Genomic DNA, 14,179 nt, shown 5'->3' with positions numbered 1-14,179 from the left:
TATTTTTTATGTCGGAAATTAACTATGGCGAAAAAAGCCCCGATCGCACGATCGGGGCCGGGATCAGCAGGGACATTTTCCGACTTTTCCCGCCACGGAAGGAAAGCGGGCTTCCAGACAGTAGCGGTGAAACTCTTTTTCCGTCATAGCTTTATTAGCGGGATGATGCTGCTGCATATGCCGCAGGTAGGTTTGATAGTCCTGAACGCCAACCATCAGGCGAAAACACTGCGCCAGCCGCGACATTAACAACCGTAACGTTAGTGATCCTTTTAATACCGTTGTGGCTAAAGGTCGACAGCGGATCACCTGCAGCCGGTTTCTTACGGGCCGGGAAAAAATAGCTCTAGCCATGGCGTGCCTCGCTTCGCAGGGAAATATCGGCTTCGTGCACCGTTGGAGTTTGACTGTTTAATGCGCGGCGAATGACGAAAAAAGCCGCAATAAGCATGGTAACGGCAACCAGCATAAAAAAGGCGCAGAGCGCGGCGTTGATCTGATTGCTGAAAACGATAGTCTGCATATCCACTACAGTTTTGGCTGGTGCGATAATTACGCCCTCCTCAATGCCTTTAGAGAACTTTCTGGCCTGAGCAAGAAAGCCAATGGCTGGTTTCTCGTGGAAAATCTTCTGCCAGCCTGCATACATTGAGGTGATAAAAAGCCATGCCGTCGGCAGGATGGTTACCCAGGCGTAACGCTGTTTTTTCATCTTAAACAGGACAACGGTGCCGAGGATCAGCGCCATTGAGGCCAGCATCTGGTTGCCGATGCCGAACAGCGGCCACAGCGTGTTAATGCCGCCAAGCGGATCGACCACGCCCTGATAGACAAAGAACCCCCAGCCCGCTACCGCCACGGTGGTGCCCGCCATATTGCCCAGCCAGGAACGGTTGTTCGCCAGCGACGGCACCACGGTGCCCACCAGATCCTGCACCATAAACCGGCAGGCGCGGGTGCCCGCATCCACGGCGGTCAGAATAAACAGCGCCTCAAACAGAATGGCAAAGTGATACCAGAACGCCATCATGGCGCGGCTGTTAAACACTTCAGTAATGATATGCGCCATGCCTACGGCAAAAGTAGGCGCACCGCCGGCACGAGAGAGGATAGTGCCTTCGCCAACATCTCTGGCGATGCCGCTCAGCATTTCCGGCGTCACCACAAAGCCCCAGCCGTTAATAGCCTGCGAGGCGGATTCTACCGTAGTGCCGATTAGCGCAGCAGGCGAGTTCATGGCGAAGTAGACGCCAGGCTCAATGACTGAAGCGCAAATCAGCGCCATAATCGCGACAAACGACTCCATCAGCATCGCGCCGTAGCCAATCATACGGATATGGCTCTCACGCTCAATCAGCTTGGGCGTGGTGCCGCTGGAGACCAGCGCGTGAAAGCCAGAGATAGCACCGCAGGCGATAGTGATAAACAGGAAAGGAAACAGGCTGCCGGCGAAAACCGGGCCGCTGCCGTCAATAAAACGCGTCACGGCGGGCATTTTCATCTCCGGCATGGCAAACAAAATGCCGATAGCCAGACCGACGATCACCCCGATTTTCAGGAAGGTGGAAAGGTAGTCGCGCGGCGCCAGCAGCAGCCATACCGGCAGCACGGAGGCGACAAAACCGTAAATCACCAGTACCCAGGTCAGCGTGGTGCCCTTCAGGGTAAAAAACGGCCCCCAAAACTCGTGCTGCGCGATGGTGCCGCCGTAGATAATCGCCGCCATCATCAGTACAAAACCAATCAGCGACACTTCTGCGATTTTACCCGGCCGCAGAAAGCGCATATAAATCCCCATAAACAGGGCGATAGGGATGGTGGCCGCGATAGTAAACAGTCCCCAGGGGCTGTTGGCCAGCGCTTTAACCACCACCAGCGCCAGCGCGGAAAGAATAATGATCATCACGCCCAGCGCGCCCAGCATGGTTACAACGCCCGCGAACGCGCCCAGCTCCTGTTTCGCCATTTCGCCCAGCGAGCGGCCGTCGCGGCGGGTGGAGATAAACAGGATCAGGAAATCCTGTACCGCACCGGCAAGCATCACGCCGATCAGGATCCACAGCGTGCCGGGCAAAAAGCCCATTTGCGCCGCCAGAATCGGGCCGACCAGCGGGCCGGCGCCGGCGATAGCGGCAAAATGGTGGCCAAACAGTACCCATTTATTGGTGGGCACGTAGTCCAGCCCGTCGTTGAGCCTTTCGGCGGGAGTGAGCCGACGGTCGTCCAGTTCAAACACGTTTTTGGCGATAAAGCGGCTGTAGAACCGCCATGCGATGCTGTAGCAGGCCACGGCGGCCACCACCAGCCAGAGCGCGTTAACCTGTTCACCGCGGCTGAGCGCCAGCATAGCGAAGGCGATCGCGCCGACTATCGCCACGCCGCCCCAGACAATAGCCGATTTTACCTTGATCATCACAATACTCCTTGTTATCTCCCAGCGAGATAACGCTAAAGTAATGTTGATATTTTGTTAGCGAAAGCAGGGGGAATAAGAAGTGTGAGGCGGGAGGTTTTTTTAGCATGGCGAACGGTGTTTGCTCATCGCTTTCTGATATACCGTTTATTTACTTTTTGGGTTCTATTATAGAAAAAATATTAAACACAGGGGTAAGTTAAGTAAGCATGAAAAGCGTCATAACCGTGATATTAGCATTATTCTTAACGGGATGTGTGGAGTACCGCTGGGTAAAGGAAGGGGCGTCAGCTCAGGATGAAAACGTGGCGGAAACGGCATGTAAAGCCCAGGCCCTAAAAACCTTGCCGCCGGATAATATGGTCAGCGCCCGTTATACCTCGAAAGATAAAAAGCATCAAACAACGGATACCAGCTACTCAACCACCGATGCCAACCAAAGCAACCGTAACATTCTGGTGAAAGATTGTATGTATCATCGTGGGTGGTCGCAGGTAGAGATTAAACACTGAAACCGGACGGGAAAACAGCACAGGCGGGACAGGGCGTCCCGCCTGTTAAAGCATCAGGCCGCCGGACGAGCCACGATGCTGCGGGTTTCCATGCGCACTTCTGCGATGGTCACTTCGATCAGATCGGTCACGCGATAAACCACTTCGCCTTTGATCTGCACCGTGCCGCTTTCCTGGCTGCATACCATCTCATCACGTACCGCGTGAATAAACGGCGCAGGGATAAAAGCCACGGCGCCGTTGGCGGTCAGGCGTACGCGCATACCGCCGCGAGACACGTCGATTATCTCTGCCGCAAAGCGCTCGTCGGTGCCCGCCGCTTTCTGCAGGAAACGAGAGTAGAGCCAGTCGCCCACGTCACGCTCTGCCATACGGTTCAGGCGGCGGCGCTCGCTCATCTTCACGGTGATCTCATCCTGCGGTCGGGAAGCCGCTTCGCCTTTAATCATCGCTTTCAGCAGGCGATGGTTGATCATATCGCCGTACTTACGAATAGGTGACGTCCAGGTTGCATAGGCTTCCAGTCCCAGACCGAAGTGCGGGCCAGGCTCGGTGCCGATTTCGGCGAACGACTGGAAACGACGAATGCGGCTGTCCAGGAACTGGGTCGGCTGCGCGTCCAGTTCGCGACGCAGCACGCGGAAACCCTCCAGCGTGGCGATAGCCTGCGGATCGACCTTCACGCCGTGGTTTTCCAGCACGCTGGCGGCCTGCTCGGCGTTCACCAGGTCAAAACCGTGGTGAATATTGTAGATACCAAAGCCCAGCTTCTCGCGCAGCACGGTGGCGGCGCAGATGTTGGCGGTGATCATCGCTTCTTCCACAATGCGGTTGGCGATGCGGCGGTGTTCGGCAACGATATCCAGCACTTCGCCTTTTTCGCCCAGCAGGAAGCGGAAGTCAGGGCGATCTTTAAACACCAGCGCGTGGGTTTTACGCCACTCGCCGCGCGCAAGGCACAGCTTGTGCAGCAGGCGGATCTGGCTAGCGATCGCGTCGCTTTCCGGCTGCCAGTCGCCGCTGTTTTCCAGCCAGTCGGAGACCTGGTCGTATACCAGCCTGGCTTTGGATTCAATCCAGGCCGCGAAGAAGTGAATATCTTCGCCCAGCGTGCCGTCGGCCGCTACCGTTACGCGGCAGGCAAGCACCGGGCGACGCTCGTTGGGGCGCAGCGAGCAGACGTCATCGGAAAGCTGGCGCGGCAGCATCGGAATGTTAAAGCCCGGCAGGTAGTTGGTGAACGCGCGCTCGGCGGCAATAGCATCCAGCTCGCTGTTTGCCGCCACGTAAGCGGTCGGATCGGCGATAGCAATAGTCAGGCGCAGCTGCCCTTCCGGTAATTCTTCTACGTACAGCGCATCGTCCATATCTTCCGTGCTGGCGCTGTCGATGGTAACAAAATCCAGCGCGGTCAGATCTTCGCGCTCAAGCTGTTCGTCGAGCATCTCGCCAGCCGCGGCTTCCGGCGCTTCGCGCTCCAGATTGTGACGGGAAAGCGTCACCCACCACGGTGCCAGATGATCGTCAGCGGTGGTGATAAAAGCGGTCAGCTCGGCATAGAAAGTGCGATCGCCTTTCAGCGGATGGCGCTTCATCTCGGCCACGGCCCAGTCGCCAGCCTGAAACTCGTGATTCAGGTTGCGGTCGGGGCGGCACTGAATAGCGTCTTTGAGCAGCGGATGATCGGGCACGATAGAAAGACGATCGTCTTTCTTCTGCACGCGGCCGACAAAACGCGTCAGGAAAGGCTCAACGAGTTTTTCCGGATCGGCGACTTCACGATCCTTATCGGTTTGCAGCACGGCAACAATGCGGTCACCGTGCATCACTTTTTTCATGAACGGCGGCGGAATAAAATAGCTTTTCTGGGCATCAACTTCCAGAAAGCCGAAGCCTTTTTCGGTGCCTTTTACCACCCCTTCAACACGCGGCGTCTGGGAGTGGAGTTTCTCTTTGAGCTGCGCGAGCAGCGGGTTATCCTGGAACATAATCTCAACGTTTTCGTGGCCTAAGAGCGGCAGACAGTTTTACGCGATTAACCGCCCCGCGGCAAGTAAAAAGCCCGGAAAATCGCGGGCTTTGCGAGGGTGTGCGCTGAATTGTCGCGCTTTTTTGGGGCGGACTGGCGGCAGCGAAAAGGGCGGAAGGATTTCCCGATCGCCAATGCCTGTCGCCAGCCGTAGGAAGTAAAAAAGCCGGGAAAATCCCGGCTTGGTGTTAGCGCACTGCGGCTCAGGCGATACGCAGGCCTGGTTTCTCTTCGGAGAGGGTGATTTTCACCGGCACCGATTTAGAAGTTGGCGTACCGCTGCCGTCGCCAAAGCTGGAGAGCGGCACCAGCGGGTTGGTTTCCGGATAGTAGGCCGCCAGGTTGCCTTTTGGAATGTTGTAAGGCACCAGCTTGAACTCGGATACTTTACGCACGATCCCGTCGTTCCACAGCGTTTCGATATCCACCTTGTCGCCCGCCGCAAAGCCCAGGCGCGCCATATCTTCCGGATGGATAAACAGCACTTCGCGCTGGCCATACACGCCACGGTAGCGGTCATCAAGGCCGTAAATCGTGGTGTTGTACTGGTCATGCGAACGTAGCGTTTGCAGCGTAAACGGCACTTCCACATCCAGCTGCGGGAACAGCGACGCCGGCAGGCCGGCGGCGCTGAACTGTGCTTTATTGTTCAGCGTATTGAAACGGAACTCCGCCGCGGCATTACCCAGATAGAAACCGCCCTTGATATCGCACTTAGCGTTGAAATCCGTAAAGCCCGGAATGGTCGCGGCGATATGGTCGCGGATCAGATTGTAATCGGCCGCCAGGCCCAGCCAGTCTACTTTTTCCGAACCCAGCACGGCGTGCGCGATACCGGCAACGATGGCCGTTTCGGAACGCTGCGTGTCGGCAATAGGCTTGCCTACGCCTTCCGAAGCGTGAACCATGCTGAAGGAGTCTTCCACGGTGATAAACTGCGGGCCGGTCGCCTGGATATCCTGCTCGGTACGCCCCAGCGTCGGCAGGATCAGCGCGTCAACGGCGCCAGGACACAGGTGGCTGCGGTTCAGCTTGGTGCTGATCTGCACGGTCAGGCCGCAGCGACGCAGTGCCTCTTCGGTGCGCGGGCTGTCCGGCGCGGCGGCAGCCAGGTTGCCGCCCAGCGCGATCAGCACTTTGATTTCGTCACGCAGCATCGCTTCCAGCGCTTCAACCGTGTTGTGACCGATTTCGCGCGGTGGCTCAAAGCCAAAGTGTTTTCCCAGGCTGTCGAGGAAGGCCTGAGAAGGCTTCTCGTCAATGCCCATGGTGCGGTTGCCCTGTACGTTGCTGTGGCCGCGCACCGGGCAAAGGCCTGCGCCTTTTTTGCCCAGCTGGCCAAACAGCAGCTGCAGGTTAACGATCTCCCGCACCGTATCCACAGAATGCTTGTGCTGCGTGATGCCCATCGCCCAGGTACAGATCACGCGCTCGGCGCTCTGGTAGATAGCGGCCGCTTCGCGGATCTGCTGTTCGGTCAGGCCGGACTGCTGAACGATATGCGACCATGTCGTCGCCTCGACGGCAGCCAGGTAAGCTTCCATCCCTTCAGTTTTGGCATTGATAAAGACTTCATCAAACAGGCCAGGTTCGCCAGCCGCCAGCCGGGCATAATGCGTTTCCGCCAGCGCTTTCACCATGCCACGCACCGCTGCCATATCACCGCCGAGGTTGGGCTGATAATAGGTAGAGCTGATGGTGCCCGCTTTACTGGTTACCACTTCCAGCGGTTTCTGCGGATCCGCAAAGCGCTCAAGGCCGCGTTCGCGCAGCGTGTTGAAGGTCACGATTTTCGCACCGTGATCGGCGGCATGACGCAGGCTGTGCAGCATACGTGGGTGGTTGGTACCAGGGTTCTGGCCGAAAACAAAAATGGCGTCCGCGTGATCGAAATCATCCAGGCGAATGGTGCCTTTGCCCACGCCGATGCTGCGCTTCAGGCCGGTGCCGCTGGCCTCGTGGCACATATTCGAGCAGTCCGGGAAGTTGTTGCTGCCGTTCATACGGCCAAACAGCTGATAAAGCCAGGAGGCTTCGTTGCTGGCGCGGCCAGAGGTGTAAAGCTCCATCTGGTCAGGATTGTCCATCGCCTTGATATGGCGGGCGATCAGGGCAAACGCGTCGTCCCAGCTGATGGGCTCGTAATGGTCGGTTTCACGATTGTAGCGTAGCGGCTCGGTCAGGCGACCCTGATATTCCAGGAAGTAGTCGCTCTGCTTATAGAGGGCGGACACGCTGTGCTGAGCGAAAAAGCTGGCGTCGATAAAGCGGCGCGTCGCTTCCCAGGTCACGGCCTTGGCGCCGTTTTCGCAAAAGCTGAAGGTGCTTTTGTTATCGTCGCCCCAGGCGCAGCCGGGACAGTCAAAGCCTTTGGCTTTGTTCATGCGCATCAGGTTGCGCATATTTTTCAGAACTTGTTTGCTGTCAAAAACGAAACGGGTTGTCGCTTCCAGTGATCCCCAGCCGCCCGCCGCCGCCTGGTAGGGTTTTATTGCAGTTTTAAATTTCATAGTGCTTCGCAGGTGGTTACATGTTTTTGTCTTGTTAAGAAGTTATTACTTCTTTTATCGGCACAGTCTGTGACTTCTTAACAAAATTGTCTAATTGATTGCTTTAATCATGCGATAGGTGGGGTTTATCGCTAAAGCGTGAGACATATCAAAGAATCATACGGAAGCATATGCATTTCTCCGCGGCCGGTCTTGCGCTGGATCATACTCAGGCTTTCAGCCGGAAAGACGAGGGGCCTGTGAAAGAATTTGCCAGTAAAATTCATGCTTTCGGCAAAGCGCTGATGATGCCGATCTCCGTTATCGCCGCCGCCGGTATCTTTCTGGGCGTGGCGGCCGCGCTGCAAAACCCGGCGATAACCGGCGATGCGTTTGCCAGCCTGCACGTTCCGCAGCTGATTATTGGCTTTATCCGCAAGGTGGCGGGCGCGCTGTTTGCCAATCTGCCGCTCTTTTTTGCCGTTGCCAGCGCGATTGGCCTGGCGAAAGCGGAAAAGCCAACCGCCGCCTTTGCTGCCGTTATCGGCTTTATCGCCATGCATGTCGGCGTCAGCGCTACGCTTGCCGCGCAGGGATTGACGGCGGCTACGACCACGCCGGAGGCGCTGCAGGCGAAAGGCATGGAGCAAACGGCCGCCATGATGACCTCGGCGGAGTACATCCCGATGCTGGGTATCTTTACCTATAACATGAGCGTATTGGGCGGCGTTATCGCCGGTTTGCTGACCGCGACCATTCATAACCGCTTCTATACCACGCAGCTGCCTACCGCTATCAGCTTCTTCGGCGGACGACGTTTTGTGCCGATCGTGACCGTGCTGGTGCTGCCGCTGGTGGGCGTACTGCTGGCGGCAATCTGGCCCACTATCGGTGCCGGTATCGCCTGGGTCGGCGAGCTGATCGGCAAAAGCGGGCAGTATGGGGCTTTCCTGTATGGCACCAGCGAACGCCTGCTTATCCCTACCGGCCTGCATCATATCCTTAACGAAACGGTGCGCTTCACGCCTATCGGCGGCGTCGCTACCGTGGATAATCAGACCATCGTGGGCGCGCTGAATATCTTCAATACCGCGCTGACCCATCCCGGCTCGGTGCCGGATGACATTATCAGAAACGCCACGCAGTTCCTGGCTCAGGGAAAAATCCCGGTGATGATGTTTGGCCTGCCGGCGGCCGCGCTGGCGATCTATCACTGCGCGAGGCCGGAGCACAAGCAGCGGGTCAAAGCGCTGATGCTGGCGGGCGCGCTTACTTCGTTTACGACCGGCATCACCGAGCCGCTGGAATTCTGCTTTATCTTTGTTTCGCCTGTCCTTTATCTGCTGCACGCGCTCCTTAGCGGCCTGTCTTTTATGCTGATGTCGATGCTGCACCTGATGATCGGCAACATTCAGGGCGGCGCTATCGATCTCGTGGTGTTTGGTATTCTTGGCGGCAGCAAAACCCAATGGTGGTGGACGCTGGCGCTTGGCGCCATCTACGTGCCGGTTTACTACTACGGTTTTCGCTTTGTTATCCTGCGTATGCGGGTAGAAACGCCGGGCAGGGAAGCGGAAGAAACGGAGCCGGAAAGCAAAACGGTCGCGGCCGACCAGCGTATTCGCGTCATCATTAGCGGGCTGGGTGGCGAAGGCAATATAGAGGACGTCGATTGCTGCTTTACCCGACTGCGGGTGCGGGTGAAAGAGATGAAAGAGGTCGTCGATCAAACACTGATGACCACGGGCGCCAACGGCATCAATCGCGTCAGCGACCACGATATCCAGGTCATTTACGGGCCGCAGGTTGAAAAAATCGCCAGCGAAGTGAAAGCTGCCCTGGGCGTCGCCTGACGGCTGCCGTCCCTGGCAGGCTGCGTTTACAGAACGTTCGCCTGGTCAGGCTTGCCGGGCGAGGGCGGCGGCGACCAGGCCATCCAGCGGTGCCTGATGGCCGTTAATCATCGGGTTTGGCGTTTTTTCGCCAGCGCTTTAGCCGGGTTCCCATCCCGGGTTTCCTGGGTCAGGATACGCGCCCGCCAGCCAAATCTTCCAGCAGCCAGGCATGATACACATCCAGCCGCGTTTCGCCTTCGCCGGACCAGCCATGCCCATCCCTGGCTTTAGCAAAATTCTGAGGTGGCACGACCACACGCATCGTGACGTGTGACACCGCTGGCTGCGAGCATTATTTACCGCTCTGTTCAGCGACCAGCCGTAATCAGACAGGAATGGATACCGCTTCTGTCGTCTTGCAATTGTGGCAGGTGTATTTTACGGCAGAAATAAAGGCAGGCTCTTACTGGTTTTTATTTGGAAATATTATAAATAATTCTGAAAAGTTATATCACATTCGTCGCAGTGATATATTTTGCTGATTTTATTTGTTTTTTTCATAAAGGTCTTTAGCGAAACTGTGAAATATAAAAGTAGACGGGCGTTCTGGCGTCAAATAAGGTTTTCACTTGCAGCCTGACGAGAGGTTGCTATAGTTACTTATGCACGACGTTCACCGGCTTTCGGTAAAAAAGTAGTAGCCGAGCTATATTATCCGGTGAGAAATTGAATACACGAAGAGGAAGATATTATGACTCAGCATCGTGGAAACTCCGGCAACTTCGCCGAGGATCGTGAAAAAGCTTCAGAAGCAGGTAAAAAAGGCGGCCAGAGCAGCAGCGGTAATTTCAGAAATGACCGCGAAAAGGCCTCCGAAGCCGGTAAAAAAGGTGGGCAGAACAGTCACCGCAGCTAAGTAACACGGGACAGCTACAGGTATCACCCGGTTGATTAAATCGGCTAAAACCTTTATCCGGCTGTAAGCAGGCCGAAGAAAGTAGTGCAGGGCTGTTTCGTAACCGGCTAAAACCCGCATCCCTCTGTTTCAGGGTTAGCGGGTTTTTTTATGCCTCGCTATTATTTTGTTCAGCTCCCTCAGAAGCGTAAATTTTTCTGTCTCTTTTACCCTGTTTTATACCTTCATAGCCACCTTGTCGCCGCTTCGTTTATATCTTTTTAGAGAGAATTCAGATAACGAGAAAGGGCGTATGGCGTATAAGACAGCTTTTTACGTTCGCCATTTGTATGAGAATATGCGGCCTTCATTTTTTCAGGAGAAAACCATGTCTGCCCAAACCCTGGCAATTGGCCTTTTGCTTTATCCCGATCTAACCCAGCTCGATCTCACCGGCCCTTTTGAAGTTTTTTCCCGTGCGCCTGGCGCGCAGGTGCATCTCATCTGGAAGACAAGGGAGCCGGTCGTTTCCGATCGCGGCATGGCAATCCTGCCTTCCACAACCTTTGAGGCTTGCCCAAAGCTGGATGTGCTTTGCGTGCCCGGTGGGCCAGGGCAGATTGCCCTGATGGAAGACTGCGACACGCTGGCGTTTATTCGCCGCAAAAGCGCAGAGGTTAATCTGCTTACCTCTGTTTGTACCGGCTCGCTGGTACTGGGCGCCGCCGGGCTATTACAGGGACGCAAAGCGACCTGCCACTGGGGATCGCTGTTGCAGCTGGCGTTACTGGGCGCCGAGCCGGTGAGCGAACGCGTAGTGCGGGACGGTAACCTTATTACTGGCGCAGGCGTGACTTCCGGCATCGATTTTGCGCTTGGCGTGGTGGCCGCGCTTTATGACGATGAAACTGCTCAGGCTATCCAGCTGCATATGGAATACGACCCCGCGCCACCGTTTAACTGCGGTTCCCCTCGCGTGGCTTCAGCAGAGCAGGTCGAAAGAGCCAGCGCCCAGACGGCAGCATTCGTTGCTAAAAGGCTGAAGGCAACGCAAAAAGCGGCGTTACGGCTTAACAATCCTGCCTGCGGGAAGTAACCGGAAGAGGCGTTGGCGTGACGTTGTCACATAAAAGCATCGTACTGGCACGTAAACTAACATCAGGCACCAATTTATAAATACCGGACCGGGAGCACCTACAAATAAGAATAATCCGTTTCGCCCGAGGGTTGTTAATATTAAAAGATGCCAATGCAGACCTGGTCTGATTCTGAATATAAGCGACAAAAGCATTATCAGGGTGCATTCTTTAACGAAGTATGGAATAACTGGCAGCAATTTAACAGCTAACGCTTTTCTGCCAGGCAGGCAGGCTTACGGGGAATATAATGCAGACTGAAACCGTTCAAACCGACGAACTGGAAGGCAAAGCCCTGGAATGGGCCGTGCTTAAAGCTATCGGCGGCGCCTGGCCGAAAGGGGCTGCCACGACGTGGGACAAGGCCGGATATCTGATAAACAATCTGAATATATTTCTGAGCAGCGGCGGCCATAAGCAGATGTTTATCGCTTATCTGGACGAAAGAGCGCCTTCCGTGGGGAAAACCTTACCGGAGGCGGTTTATCGCGCCGTGGTTCACGCTTCAATAGGCAGCTGGATATCGGTACCGGTATCAATTTTAAAGGCTTAGCAGCAGTAGGAATAAAGATAACGGCGTTTAGAGTAATGCTTTTCCTGTATTTTACTGTGGCACTAAAACCTTGTGTTCTGAAATCCTCTTATCAAACGCGGATAGTTAAGGCTGCGTGCTGCTGAATACAGTTATTATAATATCTGACTTTGCTTTAAATTAACTATCTGCTTTCTGTCACGCTTTATGCGTAACCTCTCTGATAGAAAATATTAGCGCTTATCTCAGTCCTTATTAGATTAGAGCCCTGCACGCTTTTGGTAAAAATAGCAGCTATATCATACTCATCCCTGTTCTGGTGCCGACAGGCAAAGCTTTATCCAGGGTTATTTATATAAAAAAAAGCCCGCAGGGAGCCGCGGGCAAAAAACGAAGTTAACTCTATTTTGCCTCACCACCCTAAAGTAATACGTGGATCATAAAGTGATCCGAATCACATCCCGGTGGTTGAATTTTGTTCTGAGACGAATCTTATTAAGAGAAGCCTGTCCTGAAATGCTGCCAGTACTATCGCGCGAACCAAAGTATGGAGAGACGTTTAGCAGCATAAGTACCACCATCAGGCCACTTTAAGCCGCTATTACCGGCGCGGTGGCTGGCTATCTCGCCTGAACCACAGCGCCTTGCCATCATCCCTTAATTTGCTATTTGCTAAACCATAACTATGCTTAATCAGGTAGTCGTCAATGCGCCGCCCGACCAAAGGACTGACCCTTAATCAGTGATGATAAACAGGCGCACCAAATTTCAGGCTCTGCTCAGGCAGGGCCTTTTTTCTGTCTGAGATGTACTACACTACCAGCACATGCTGTTGTGCGCAGGACGTATCAACAATGCTTTTCCTCAGGAAGACGAGTGGGCAGGCCGCGCTAACGATTTTAGCGGAACGCAGCCGGCATCAGGTTACCGGAACGTAACCGGCATCAGGATTAAACCGCCGTTAGCTCACCTGGAGAGAGCATCAGCCACGGAGCTGAAGGTTTGGGGTTCGAATCCCTGACGGCGGTCCAGTACTTGTTCTTAAGGTCACCCTGGGTGGCCTTTTTTTGCGCCTGCGTCTTATCATAACCTAATGATATAAAAGATATTATATGGGTATCAGCCTAAGGGGTGACGTTCTGAGCGTTGTCTGCCCGTTATTTGAATAAGGCGCGCAAACAACCCAAGCCTCGCCAACGCGGGGCTTTTTTACGTCCGGAAGAAGGAGAGTATTATGCTGACCGTTAAAAGTATCATCGGAGGTGTGACGCATATCTGTGAGGTAAACAATATCACTATTGCAAGACGCGGTTCGGAAACCTTCGGCTATGTCCTGACGCTGACCAAAGAGCATCCCAATCCCGATTTTGCCGAGGTGATGCCTGCTATCTATGAAAACGAAGAGAAAAGCAAAGTCTTACAGCAAGAGGCCATCATGATCAGTGAAAGGGATGGCGTACTGGTCAGGGACGCTGTAGCTGTGCTCATCAGCGAGGTGGATAGCGTGAAAATGCCCGGCCTCAAAGAAGCGGACGGAACGCTATATCAATACATCTATCCGGGAGACAAGGTATATGTGATGAATTCGCACGGTTCAACCATTGAGACACTCAAATGATCGGGGCTTACAGAGCAAGCTATACCTTGAAGTGTGGCGACCTAATCCAGAGCGGGCACGCAGGTTAGTTGGGTAAAATTTGCGCAGGAGTGGTATAATCAGGCTCACTTCTCACAAGGCCAAATACCATGTCCTTTTTCGCTCAGATGATGGGCCGTATCGCCAGGATAAACGCTGACGCCAAATGCCCTGTATGCGGAAAAAGCTCCAGGCATTCAGCTGCAAAAATTTCCCGAGAGCAGGCATTGCTCTGCCCACATTGCAAATCCCTTTTTGTTATCCATGGTTGAATAATGCTAAAACGCTAAGCCGCCTCCGGGCGGTTTTATCGGCGTGATTAATACTGGCCGCTTCAGGAAGGGCCGTTACGGCGTCAGGAACAGGGACGTCCGGTCGGTTTATCCTTAAAACATGAAACATAACCCTCTCAATTAATTAACATATGCAGTGAGCTTTGGCTTACAGGCTAACGATTAAAGCAACAGAATAACCAAAAAGATAAAAAGCATTGCTGGTAGCATAATACGCATTCTTTGCATGTCAGCATTACGTGAGCAAATGTAACTTAACTAATAAAATCAATAGTAATAATGGGTTACATAGTCCTGCAAGAAAAAAAATTTAAACGCGATGGAAAAGCTAATTTTTTTCAGCGTCATACCGATAACCTTACCCTGGGGACAAAACGTCTTCTGAGGGCTTATTAAATTATCAGGTTTG

At 54.2% G+C, this 14,179-nt stretch carries 11 protein-coding genes, 1 tRNA gene and 1 pseudogene; 8 read left to right on the top strand and 5 right to left on the bottom strand.

Going from position 1 to position 14,179, the window contains the following annotated elements; genetic code table 11:
* Nucleotides 1–63: 63 nt before the first annotated feature.
* Nucleotides 64–354 (bottom strand): YbdD/YjiX family protein, encoded by a 291-nt coding sequence (locus tag EGK14_RS03655; RefSeq protein WP_125287700.1) that lies wholly within the window; start codon nucleotides 352–354, stop codon nucleotides 64–66.
* The gene (locus EGK14_RS03650) at nucleotides 347–2,413 is read right to left on the bottom strand and encodes a carbon starvation CstA family protein (protein WP_125287699.1); all 2,067 of its coding nucleotides are present in this window, start codon (nucleotides 2,411–2,413) and stop codon (nucleotides 347–349) included. Before EGK14_RS03650 ends, EGK14_RS03655 begins: the two co-directional genes overlap by 8 nt.
* A 209-nt stretch (nucleotides 2,414–2,622) precedes the next feature.
* Here EGK14_RS03650 and EGK14_RS03645 point away from each other — a divergent pair, with 209 nt between their 5' ends.
* Nucleotides 2,623–2,925 carry a hypothetical protein gene (locus EGK14_RS03645; protein ID WP_125287698.1) on the top strand — a complete coding sequence of 101 codons (303 nt, stop codon included), beginning with the start codon at nucleotides 2,623–2,625 and terminating at the stop codon, nucleotides 2,923–2,925.
* A 53-nt stretch (nucleotides 2,926–2,978) separates the two neighbouring features.
* Here the strand turns inward: EGK14_RS03645 and EGK14_RS03640 are convergent, their stop codons facing one another.
* Both EGK14_RS03640 and EGK14_RS03635 read right to left on the bottom strand, forming a co-directional pair.
* Nucleotides 2,979–4,913 carry an exoribonuclease II gene (locus tag EGK14_RS03640; protein ID WP_125287697.1) on the bottom strand — a complete coding sequence of 645 codons (1,935 nt, stop codon included), beginning with the start codon at nucleotides 4,911–4,913 and terminating at the stop codon, nucleotides 2,979–2,981.
* 244 nt (nucleotides 4,914–5,157) lie between these two features.
* Nucleotides 5,158–7,464, bottom strand: coding sequence for an FdhF/YdeP family oxidoreductase (locus tag EGK14_RS03635; RefSeq protein WP_125287696.1), 2,307 nt, complete (start codon nucleotides 7,462–7,464; stop codon nucleotides 5,158–5,160).
* A 284-nt stretch (nucleotides 7,465–7,748) separates the two neighbouring features.
* Between EGK14_RS03635 and EGK14_RS03630 the strand changes: the two genes are divergently transcribed.
* On the top strand, nucleotides 7,749–9,296 hold the full coding sequence (locus tag EGK14_RS03630; RefSeq protein ID WP_370255988.1) for a PTS transporter subunit EIIC: 1,548 nt from the start codon (nucleotides 7,749–7,751) through the stop codon (nucleotides 9,294–9,296).
* A 45-nt stretch (nucleotides 9,297–9,341) separates the two neighbouring features.
* Here EGK14_RS03630 and EGK14_RS21390 read toward each other — a convergent pair.
* Nucleotides 9,342–9,588 (bottom strand): annotated as a pseudogene (locus tag EGK14_RS21390) (SRPBCC domain-containing protein); the annotation flags it as partial.
* A 441-nt stretch (nucleotides 9,589–10,029) separates the two neighbouring features.
* On the opposite strand from EGK14_RS21390, the gene EGK14_RS03625 reads away from it, so the two are divergent.
* The 6 genes from EGK14_RS03625 (at nucleotide 10,030) to EGK14_RS21500 (ending at nucleotide 13,749) form a co-directional block, all read left to right on the top strand.
* A complete protein-coding gene (locus tag EGK14_RS03625) occupies nucleotides 10,030–10,194 on the top strand; it encodes a general stress protein (protein ID WP_125287695.1) in 165 nt (54 codons plus the stop codon).
* A 367-nt stretch (nucleotides 10,195–10,561) separates the two neighbouring features.
* Complete coding sequence (locus tag EGK14_RS03620) at nucleotides 10,562–11,269, top strand: DJ-1/PfpI family protein (RefSeq protein WP_125287694.1); 708 nt, start codon at nucleotides 10,562–10,564, stop codon at nucleotides 11,267–11,269.
* 290 nt (nucleotides 11,270–11,559) lie between these two features.
* Entirely contained in the window at nucleotides 11,560–11,862 is a 303-nt protein-coding gene (locus tag EGK14_RS03615; RefSeq protein ID WP_125287693.1) for a hypothetical protein, read from the top strand.
* A gap of 934 nt (nucleotides 11,863–12,796) precedes the next feature.
* Nucleotides 12,797–12,872, top strand: a tRNA-OTHER gene (locus tag EGK14_RS03610).
* Nucleotides 12,873–13,075: 203 nt separating this feature from the next.
* Entirely contained in the window at nucleotides 13,076–13,459 is a 384-nt protein-coding gene (locus EGK14_RS03605; RefSeq protein ID WP_125287692.1) for a hypothetical protein, read from the top strand.
* A gap of 128 nt (nucleotides 13,460–13,587) precedes the next feature.
* A complete protein-coding gene (locus EGK14_RS21500; RefSeq protein ID WP_255416508.1) occupies nucleotides 13,588–13,749 on the top strand; it encodes a YnfU family zinc-binding protein in 162 nt (53 codons plus the stop codon).
* Nucleotides 13,750–14,179 lie beyond the last annotated feature (430 nt).

This window comes from Erwinia sp. 198 (genome assembly GCF_003937915.1).
GTDB classification, from domain to species: domain Bacteria; phylum Pseudomonadota; class Gammaproteobacteria; order Enterobacterales; family Enterobacteriaceae; genus Erwinia; species Erwinia aeris.
Note: the sequence above shows the minus strand (reverse complement) of the source record. Positions and strands in the feature narration are given on the sequence as shown.

What these genes read in the sequence shown, in the direction of transcription:
- EGK14_RS03605 (WP_125287692.1), top strand. Translation starts at nt 13,076, where the DNA reads ATGCTGACCGTTAAAAGTATCATCGGAGGTGTGACGCATATCTGTGAG.
- EGK14_RS03655 (WP_125287700.1), bottom strand. Translation starts at nt 354, where the DNA reads ATGGCTAGAGCTATTTTTTCCCGGCCCGTAAGAAACCGGCTGCAGGTG.
- EGK14_RS21500 (WP_255416508.1), top strand. Translation starts at nt 13,588, where the DNA reads ATGTCCTTTTTCGCTCAGATGATGGGCCGTATCGCCAGGATAAACGCT.
- EGK14_RS03640 (WP_125287697.1), bottom strand. Translation starts at nt 4,913, where the DNA reads ATGTTCCAGGATAACCCGCTGCTCGCGCAGCTCAAAGAGAAACTCCAC.
- EGK14_RS03650 (WP_125287699.1), bottom strand. Translation starts at nt 2,413, where the DNA reads ATGATCAAGGTAAAATCGGCTATTGTCTGGGGCGGCGTGGCGATAGTC.
- EGK14_RS03635 (WP_125287696.1), bottom strand. Translation starts at nt 7,464, where the DNA reads ATGAAATTTAAAACTGCAATAAAACCCTACCAGGCGGCGGCGGGCGGC.
- EGK14_RS03645 (WP_125287698.1), top strand. Translation starts at nt 2,623, where the DNA reads ATGAAAAGCGTCATAACCGTGATATTAGCATTATTCTTAACGGGATGT.
- EGK14_RS03620 (WP_125287694.1), top strand. Translation starts at nt 10,562, where the DNA reads ATGTCTGCCCAAACCCTGGCAATTGGCCTTTTGCTTTATCCCGATCTA.
- EGK14_RS03615 (WP_125287693.1), top strand. Translation starts at nt 11,560, where the DNA reads ATGCAGACTGAAACCGTTCAAACCGACGAACTGGAAGGCAAAGCCCTG.
- EGK14_RS03625 (WP_125287695.1), top strand. Translation starts at nt 10,030, where the DNA reads ATGACTCAGCATCGTGGAAACTCCGGCAACTTCGCCGAGGATCGTGAA.
- EGK14_RS03630 (WP_370255988.1), top strand. Translation starts at nt 7,749, where the DNA reads ATGATGCCGATCTCCGTTATCGCCGCCGCCGGTATCTTTCTGGGCGTG.